This window comes from Microbacterium sp. B19, assembly GCF_000333395.1.
Lineage (GTDB): Bacteria > Actinomycetota > Actinomycetes > Actinomycetales > Microbacteriaceae > Microbacterium.
Genome location: NZ_BADA01000535.1, coordinates 1 through 6,277, shown reverse-complemented (window position 1 = coordinate 6,277; position 6,277 = coordinate 1). Strand labels below are relative to the sequence as shown.

Sequence of the window (6,277 nt, the reverse complement as noted above, 5' to 3'; positions counted from 1 at the left end):
CGCTCGCCGACGTGCTGAGCCGACTCGCCCCGGACGAGGTCGTGCCGGCCGTGGGTTTGCTCACCGCCGCGCCGCGTCAGGGGCGTCTCGGCATCGGGTGGCGCACCCTCGCCGCCCGCGGCGGGGTGCACGCGGAGTCCGCGTCGCTGACCGTCGCCGACGTCGATGCGGCGTTCTCGCGCCTCGTCGAGATCTCCGGCAGTGGGGCGGCCGCGGCGCGGACCGCGGTGCTCGACGACCTCGCGGCCCGAGCCACCGCCGATGAGTGGGACCTCCTCGTCCGGGTGATGACGGGCGAGCTGCGGACGGGCGCGCTGGAGGGCGTGCTCCTGGATGCCATTGCGCGAGCCGCCGACCGCGACGGAGCCCTCGTCCGCCGTGCCGCCATGCTCTCCGGAGACCTCGGCGAGACCGCGGCCGTGGCGCTCGGCGGAACGGCGGAGGAACTGGCATCCATCGGTCTCGTCGTCGGGCGCGGCGTGCAACCGATGCTGGCCTCGACCGCCGCGTCGGTGGCGGAGGCGCTCGGCGTCGCGGGGCTCGCGTCGGTGGAGTACAAGCTCGACGGGGCACGCGTCCAGGTGCACCGTCACGGTGACGAGGTGCGGGTGTTCACGCGCACGCTCGCCGACGTGACGCATCGAGTGCCCGAGATCGTGGAGGTCGCGCGGGCGCTCCCGGTGGTCGACGTGATCCTCGACGGCGAGACGCTGTCGCTCGACGACGACGGTGCGCCGCGGCCGTTCCAGGACACGATGGCGCGTTTCGGCGCGGAGACGGCGCGCGAGATCGCGCTGCGGCCGTGGTTCTTCGACCTCCTCCATGTCGACGGGAGGGATCTCCTCGACGAGCCGCTCGCGGTGCGCCGGGCGGAGCTCGAGCGGATCGCGCCCGAGTTTCGGATCCCGTCCATCGTGACCGACGACCCTGTGGCGGCGGAGGAGTTCGCGCGGGATGCTCTGCGCGCCGGGCACGAGGGCGTCATGGTGAAGGGTGTGGATGCCACCTACACCGCGGGGCGACGCGGTAAGAGCTGGCTGAAGGTCAAGCCTGTCCACACGTTCGACCTCGTCGTGCTCGGAGTGGAGCGAGGGTCGGGTCGTCGTTCGGGGTGGCTGTCGAATCTGCACCTCGGCGCGCGCGACCCCGAGGGCGCGTTCGGGGAACCCGCCGGTTTCGTGATGGTCGGGAAGACGTTCAAGGGCCTCACCGACGAACTGCTGCGCTGGCAGACGGTGCACTTCGCCGAGCGTGAGATCGGCAGCGTCCCCGGTGGCATCCGCGTGGTGCCCGACACCGTCGTCGAGATCGCGATCGACGGGGTCCAGCGCTCGACGCGGTATCCCGGGGGCTTGGCGCTGCGATTCGCCCGGGTGAAGGGATATCGGCCCGACAAACCGGTTGCCGAGACCGACACGATCGACACGCTCCGCGCGATGCTGCCGGGTGCGGGGGTCGTTCCCGCGGAGCCGGGTGCCGTGCTGGACGGCGACGGGCCAGTGCCCGAGGAAGGATGAGCCGATGAGCCGCGTGCCCTGGCTGGACGGAGAGCTCGAGTACCGGAGCTTCGGAACCCCGGGCGCACCGCGCGCGGTCGTGGTGCTGCGGACGGGCGACGTCTCGACGATCGACCCGGATAGCCGCGTGACCTCGGGCTTCGACGTGCGGATCGTCGCGGTGGGCCTGGACGCCCCCGAGCTGGAGGACCCGCCCGCCTTCGGCGGACAGACACCCGCGGGCCTGACGCTCGACGCCCTGCGGGGCCTTCTCGAACGCGAGGCTCCCGGAACGTCGGTCGGGCTCGTGGGGGAGCGGTCGGCGGGGCCCATCGCGATCCACCTGGCCGCCGTCATGGGTTCCGTGGTCGACCGGCTCGCGATCGTCGGGGTGGAGAGTCCGTCCGATCCGCTCAGCCGCGACCTGCACACCCCGCTCCTCGACGACGTCGTCGCGGACACTCTCGTCGTGGTCGGTGGCGACGGGCCGGCCGGCGTGCACGACGGCGAGTGGTACGCCCGTCGCATCCGCGAGTCGCGGCTCGAGGTCCTCGACGGTGACGACCTCGACACCATCAACGGACACGTGACGCTGTCGGCGGTGTGGGGCAGCGTCCTCGCGCACGTGGCACCGGGCACCGAGCGGCGCTGACCCCGCTCGCCCGGCGCGCGCCGTCGGGTACGCGGGCGGCGCTGACCCCGCTCGCCCGGCGCGCGCCGCGGGGTACGCGGGCGGCGCACAGCGCCTCTGCGCCGCGCGCGCCGGACCGGGCCGCTGCGCGCTCGCGCCGCGCCGGACCGGGCCGCTGCGCGCTCGCGCCGCGCCGGTCGGCCGCGCGGCCGTGTGCCGCGCCGGTTCCGCGAGACTGCACGGTGCTGACAAACCCATTGCAGCCCGCGGCTGTTTCGTCACGCAGGTGCAGTCTCGACGATGAGTGGGTTGCCGTGTGCGCCGCGCGCGGGGCGCGGGCACCTGTGCCGGTCCGGTTCCGCGAGACTGCACGGTGCTGACAAACCCACTGCAGCATGCCGCTGTTTTGTCAGCCAGGTGCAGTCTCGCGGACCTACCCGCCCGCCGTGCCCGTCCCGATGGGGCTCAGGCCGCGCGGGACACCGGCCGCACCTGCACGATGTTCGAGGCCTCGTCGACCTCGACGTGGTCGGTCTGCGCCTTCAGGAAGTCCGAGAAGCTGCGGAACCCCAGCGCCTTTTCGCTGAACGACGGGTCGAGCCGCTTCATGAGGTCCTTCACGGCAGAGGCGTGCAGCCACTCGCCGTCGGCGCGCTCGCCCTCGAGCTGCATCGCGCGTTCGAGGAGGTTGACGGCTGGGTCCTGGGACCGCTTGCGGGCGCGGGGCCGGGAGGGAGCGGCATCCTTCTTCGTGTCGGCGAGCTTCGGGATGCCGGGGAGCGCGTCGTAGTTGTCGAAACGGTCGCACGCGGACGCCAGCGACTTCGCCGTCGACCCGGCGACGCCTACGCCGACGACGTACCGTCCGAGACGCTTGCAGCGCTGCGCCAGCGGGACGTAATCGCTGTCGCCCGCGACGATGACGACGTGCGTCAGATCCGGAAGGCGGAACATGTCCTCCACGGCATCCACGGCGAGGCGGATGTCGGCGCCGTTCTTCGCATATGCCGCGGCGGGAAACAACTGCACCAGGTCGACGGCGCGCGCGACGAGCTGCGAGCGGTACTCGGCGTTGACCGGGGCCGACCAGTCCGCGTACGCGCGGGTGAGGACGAGCGTGCCGAAGGATGCCGCGTAGTCGATGATCGCGCCGACGTCGATGGTGGCCTTCGTCAGGCGCTCGGCGATCTCGGGGTCGATCGGGTTCTCCGCGATCTTCTGCCGGTCGCGCGAGTACGAGTTCCGACCGTGCACGCGGTCGTACCAGGACATCACGATGTTGTCGAAGTCGAGGTAGACGGCGACGCGGGCGTTCTGAGGATCCGGCATGCCCCCAGTCTCTCCCGCGGGGCCCGGGAGCGGATAGCCCGGGGTCGTCCTGGGTGTCGGGCGGGCTCGGGCCCGTGCCGTCTCGCGGAGTTCGCCGGCGGCGGGTCGTTCGCGTGGCGCCCGGCGCGGCGTGTCGACGCCGAACTCCGCAGGACGGCCCGCCGAACGGTCGCCCGCCTCTCGCGGAACGGGGGCCGCCCCGCCCCGCGGGGCGGGAACGGGGGCCGCCCCGCCCCGCGGGGCGGGGCGACGGGGAGCCCGCTCAGCGTCCGCCGGGGTAGACCACGCCGATCTGTCGGCGGACCTCGTCGAGCACGCCCATGATCGCGACCGTGTCGTCGATCGACAGCACGTCGCTCGAGGTCGCGCCCGCGGCGACGAGGCGCTCGGCGGCCAGCGCCTGGAACTGCATCCCGCGCCCGTCGACGGACCCGTCGAACTCCTCGATGACCGCACCGTCGGGACCGACGACCCGGAAGGTCGTCGGGGTGTACCAGACGCGGTCGATCTCGATCCGCGCCTCGGTCCCGACGATCTGCGCGACGTTCATGCCGGCACCGCGCGACGACGACACGGTGGTCGAGAGGGCGCCGCCCGTGTGGACGAACACCGTCGCGACCTCGGCGTCACTGCCGGCATCCGAGAGTCGGGCGGAGGCCGTGATGCTCTCGGGCAGACCGAGGACGTCGATCGCGAAGGACACCGGGTAGATGCCGAGGTCGAGGAGCGCCCCGCCGCCGAGCTCGAGGGCGTTGAGGCGATGCTGCGGGTCGGTGGAGATCTTCTGCGTGTGGTCGGCGGAGACGACGCGGACCTCGCCGAGGGTGCCGGCGGCCAGGATCTCGCGGATCCGCACCATGTGGGGCAGGTACCGCGTCCACATCGCCTCCATGGCGAGGAGTCCCTTCTCGGCCGCCCGGTCGCGGATGGCCGCGGCCTCGTCGGCGTTGAGCGTGAACGGCTTCTCGACGAGCACGTGCTTGCCGTGGTCGAGGGCGAGCAGCGCGTTGTCCACGTGGCCCGGGTGCGGCGTGGCGATGTACACGATGTCGACGTCCGGATCGGCGACGAGGTCCTCGTACGAACCGTGCGCGTGCGGGACGCCGTACTGATCGGCGAACGCCCGCGCGCTCTCGATCGAGCGCGAGCCGACGGCGGCGACGTCGAGACCCGCGGTGCGGAGGTCGGAGGTGAAGGCGTGCGCGATGCCGCCCGTGGCGAGGATGCCCCAATGCAGTCCGGTCATGGCTCCACCGTATCGGTGGGCGCGCTCCCACGGCCGCCCGCGGACGCCGAGCGCAGGACGGATGCCACCCGCGTAGGCTCTGGTCATGACGCCCGTCGAGCGCTTCCGCGAGCTGTTGGCCATCCCGACCGTGTCGCACGTCGACACCGAGGACACCGACTTCGCGCGTTTCGACGAGTTCCGTGCGGCGCTCGAGCGGTTGTACCCGCGCGTCCACGCCCACCTCGAACGCGAGATCGTCGCGGGCCACGCGCTGCTGTACCGGTGGCGTGGCGAGTCGCCGTCCGAGTCGCTGCTGCTCCTGGCGCACCAGGACGTCGTCGACACCGCCGGGCAGCCCTGGACGCGCGACCCGTTCGCGGCCGCTGTCGAGGGGGAGGGGACGGATGCCACGATCTACGCCCGCGGCGCGATCGACGACAAGGGTGCGCTCGTGGCCATCCTCGAAGCGGTCGAGCAAGCGCTGACCGAGGGCGTCGTCCCGCGCACCGACGTGTGGCTCGCGTTCGGTCACGACGAGGAGACGTTCGGCGAGGGTGCTCAGGCGATGGCCGCGCTGCTCGCGGAGCGCGGCGTGCGGCCGGCGCTCGTCCTCGATGAGGGCGGTGCGGTCGTCGCGGGAGCGCTGCCCGGTGTCTCCGCGCCGACGGCGATGATCGGCGTGGCCGAGCGCGGCACCGCGACGTTCGACCTGATCGCCCGCGAGGCGGGTGGACATGCCTCGACCCCGCCGACGTTCCCGGCCACCGCGCGCCTGGCTCGCGCGATCGCCCGGGTGCAGCGGCATCCATTCCCCCGACGGCTTGTGCCCCCGGTGCGCGCCATGCTCGCGACCGCGGCCGCGCACGCACCTGAGCCGCTGCGGACGGCGTTCCGCCGCACGGCCCTGACAGCCCCGCTCCTCACGGCGGCCTTCGCGTTCCTGGGGCCCGAGACCAACGCGCTCGTCCGCACGACCGCCGTCGTGACGCGCCTCGAGGGTTCCGCGGGCGACAACGTCCTGGCGACGACGGCGCGCGCGACGGTCAACGTCCGGCTGCTGACGGGCGAGACGATCTCGGATGCCGCGATCCACCTGCGACGCGCGATCGCCGATCCGCTCATCGACATCGAGCTGCGCCACGGCGGCGATCCGTCCCCGGTGTCGCCGTGGCAGGGCGCCGCGTGGCGGCGTCTGGCCGCGGCCGTGGGGGAGACGCTCGGCGAGGACGTCGTCCCGCTGCCGTACCTGCAGCTCGGGGCGAGCGACAGCCGCTTCTACACCGGCCTCACCGACCACGTCTACCGCTTCGCGCCGTTCCACCTCACGCGGGCCGAGCGCGACGCGCTGCACGCCCCCGACGAGCGGATCCGCGTCGAGGTGTGGCTGCGCGGCATCCGCTTCTACCGCGCCCTGCTGGCATCCTGAACCGCGTTCTCGTCGTGGCGCGGGGGTCCGACCGGGTCGCCGAGACTGCACGCAGCTGACAACCCCACTGCAGACTGCCGCGGTCTCGTCAGCGGCGTGCAGTCTCGCGGTCGGAGGAGCCCCGCAGAGCCCCGAGTCACCCCGACGGCAACGGAGCCGCATCGGCG

The 6,277-nt window shown here is 73.0% G+C and carries 5 protein-coding genes; 3 read left to right on the top strand and 2 right to left on the bottom strand.

Going from position 1 to position 6,277, the window contains the following annotated elements; genetic code table 11:
• Together I5G_RS23505 and I5G_RS18190 are read left to right on the top strand one after the other, a co-directional pair.
• On the top strand, positions 1 to 1,517 hold a 1,517-nt coding region (locus tag I5G_RS23505; RefSeq protein ID WP_036329321.1), incomplete at its 5' end, for an ATP-dependent DNA ligase.
• A 4-nt stretch (positions 1,518 to 1,521) separates the two neighbouring features.
• Entirely contained in the window at positions 1,522 to 2,148 is a 627-nt protein-coding gene (locus I5G_RS18190; RefSeq protein ID WP_026096073.1) for a hypothetical protein, read from the top strand.
• A gap of 444 nt (positions 2,149 to 2,592) precedes the next feature.
• Here the strand turns inward: I5G_RS18190 and I5G_RS18185 are convergent, their stop codons facing one another.
• On the bottom strand, positions 2,593 to 3,456 hold the full coding sequence (locus tag I5G_RS18185; RefSeq protein WP_022880329.1) for an NYN domain-containing protein: 864 nt from the start codon (positions 3,454 to 3,456) through the stop codon (positions 2,593 to 2,595).
• A 262-nt stretch (positions 3,457 to 3,718) separates the two neighbouring features.
• The gene (locus tag I5G_RS18180; protein ID WP_026096072.1) at positions 3,719 to 4,702 is read right to left on the bottom strand and encodes a Gfo/Idh/MocA family protein; all 984 of its coding nucleotides are present in this window, start codon (positions 4,700 to 4,702) and stop codon (positions 3,719 to 3,721) included.
• Between the two features lie 85 nt (positions 4,703 to 4,787).
• Here I5G_RS18180 and I5G_RS18175 point away from each other — a divergent pair, with 85 nt between their 5' ends.
• A complete protein-coding gene (locus I5G_RS18175) occupies positions 4,788 to 6,110 on the top strand; it encodes a M20/M25/M40 family metallo-hydrolase (protein WP_022880327.1) in 1,323 nt (440 codons plus the stop codon).
• Positions 6,111 to 6,277: the final 167 nt, after the last annotated feature.